Source organism: Variovorax sp. P4_D9, from assembly GCF_056401695.1.
Genome location: NZ_JBFUIU010001209.1, coordinates 1 through 2073, shown reverse-complemented (window position 1 = coordinate 2073; position 2073 = coordinate 1). Strand labels below are relative to the sequence as shown.

The window sequence follows — 2073 nt, the reverse complement described above, 5'->3', positions numbered from 1 at the left end:
CTTCTGCTCGTCGTTCCGCACGCAGCGGGTACGGGTGTCGATGCCGTGGCACGCAGCTTCTCCGTCACGCTGCAAACGACGCTTGACACGCCCGTCGTGGTGGACAACCGAGCAGGCGCTTCCGGCGCCATCGGATCGGCGAGTGTGGCTCGCGCAAAGCCGGACGGCACCACCTTGATGCTCAACGCCAATCCGCCCTTCGTGACCTTTCCCCTCACGCAGGACCGGCCGCTCTACAACCCGATCAAGGACTTCAAGCCGCTGGCCCGAATCGGAACGGTGCCCATGGTGCTGGTGGTTTCAGCGCAGAGCGAGATCAAGACGCTCGACCAACTGGTGGCCTATGCAAGGAGCAATGCCGCGAAGGCCAGCTATGCCTCGCCAGGCGCGGGCTCTGCCGGCTATCTTGCGATGGAGCGGCTGAAGGTCAAATACAAGATCGGCTTCGAAGAGGTGCTCTACAAATCGACGCCGCAGTCGTTGATCGATGTCTCGGCAGGTCATATTCTCGCGGCATTCTCTTCGTTTCCCGCCGCCAGTTCGCTCATCGAAAGCGGAAAGCTGCGGGCCCTGGCCGTCGGTTCGAAGGCGCGACTTGCACAGCTGCCCAGCGTGCCGACCCTCTCGGAGCTGACAGGCGAAGGCGACTTCATCGCTGACGTCTGGTACGGCTTCCTCGCGCCGTCGGGCATCTCCGACGCCATGGCCGACAAGCTCTATGCGGGCATTTCGAAAGCGTTTTCGACGGAGGCGGTGCAGCACTCGCTTCGCAATCAGGGCATCTTCCCGGAGCTCCAGTCGCCCAAGGAATTCGAACGCTCGCTGGCGCTGGACGACAAGGTCGCGCGCCGCGTCATGAAGGCCACCCCGTGACGCGTCAGTTCGCACCAACAGCAATCACGGCGGCAACGCTTGGAGGTGTAGTGCCGCCGGTGTCATGGCTGGTCATGGACGCTATCAGCAGCCGGATGCGTCGGCGGCGCGCTCGACGTCGCTGCCTCCTATTCAGAAAGCACCACTGGCTCAAACCACGCCGCGCGCAGCACCACTTCGCTTGAAAGCTGGAGCCTGGGCGCGCCTCATACGACTTCGGCATTGCCAAGGTATTCGCAGAGTATGCGAGAGCAAACAGGTCAGCGCCCTGGCCGAGAACATCTTCAGCCCGTTCGGGTTGACCAAGCCGGGCGCCGACGGTCTGCTCGGAGTGACGGGTCCCGATCGGTGTTGGCTTGATTCGCGCTTCGTRCTCTGTGGTGAAGTACAGCAACGTCATAGGCCGTGCCATCTTCCGGGCTCGAACGTGGAACTACGGCGGCCGAAGCGCTCGTCCAAGTTCACTCTCTTCTCATCAACTCCCGGCTGCGAGCTCGGGCAACCTGCTGGCCCGCGGCGTCGTTCGGCTGATCCGGCTAAAGTCAGTGCGCCTCAAACCTTAGAAAAGCAGCAAATGTCTCAGTCAGCCCGAGCGTCCGGCTCTCGCTCGGACGACCCTCTCGGTGTCGACCGCACCATTCCTGTTTCCCACGCGCAGTCGCAGACTCGTGTGCGGCAGCTGTTGCTCGGCCTGAGCCTGATACTGATCGCCTTCAATCTGCGGCCCTTGTTCGGCAGCCTCTCGGTGCTGTTGCCTGAAGTCATGAAGGACACTGGCCTGACGCCGACGGGCGCGAGCATGCTCACGACACTGCCGCTCCTGTGCCTGGGAATCTTCGCGGCGCCAACGCCGGCGTTGGCCCGGCGCCTCGGCCCGGAACGCACCTTGCTCGGCGCGCTGCTCTTGATCTGCGTTGGATCGCTGCTGAGGGGCACCGGGAGCTTGCCGATGCTGTTCTTTGCGTCGGCTCTGGGAGGCGCGGGCATCGCCGTGGGGAATGTGCTGTTGCCGGGTCTGGTCAAGCGTGACTTCGGTAGTCGCGCTGCAATGATGACGGGCTTCTACACGCTGGCCGTGTCGGCAGGGGCATCGAGCGCTGCCGCTTTCACCGTTCCGCTGGAGCATCTTCTAGGCGGAGGCTGGACTTCGGCGCTGGCGTTCTGGGCACTGCCGGCCGGCCTTGTGGTGCTGCTCTGGGC

Annotated in this window: 2 protein-coding genes; both read left to right on the top strand. The window is 63.7% G+C overall.

All coding sequences use genetic code 11. From position 1 onward, the window contains the following. On the top strand, positions 1-873 hold an 873-nt coding region (locus tag AC1DY5_RS53080; RefSeq protein ID WP_478122258.1), incomplete at its 5' end, for a Bug family tripartite tricarboxylate transporter substrate binding protein. A 670-nt stretch (positions 874-1543) separates the two neighbouring features. Further along, the coding region (locus tag AC1DY5_RS53075) for an MFS transporter (protein WP_478122257.1) at positions 1544-2073 on the top strand (530 nt) is incomplete at its 3' end.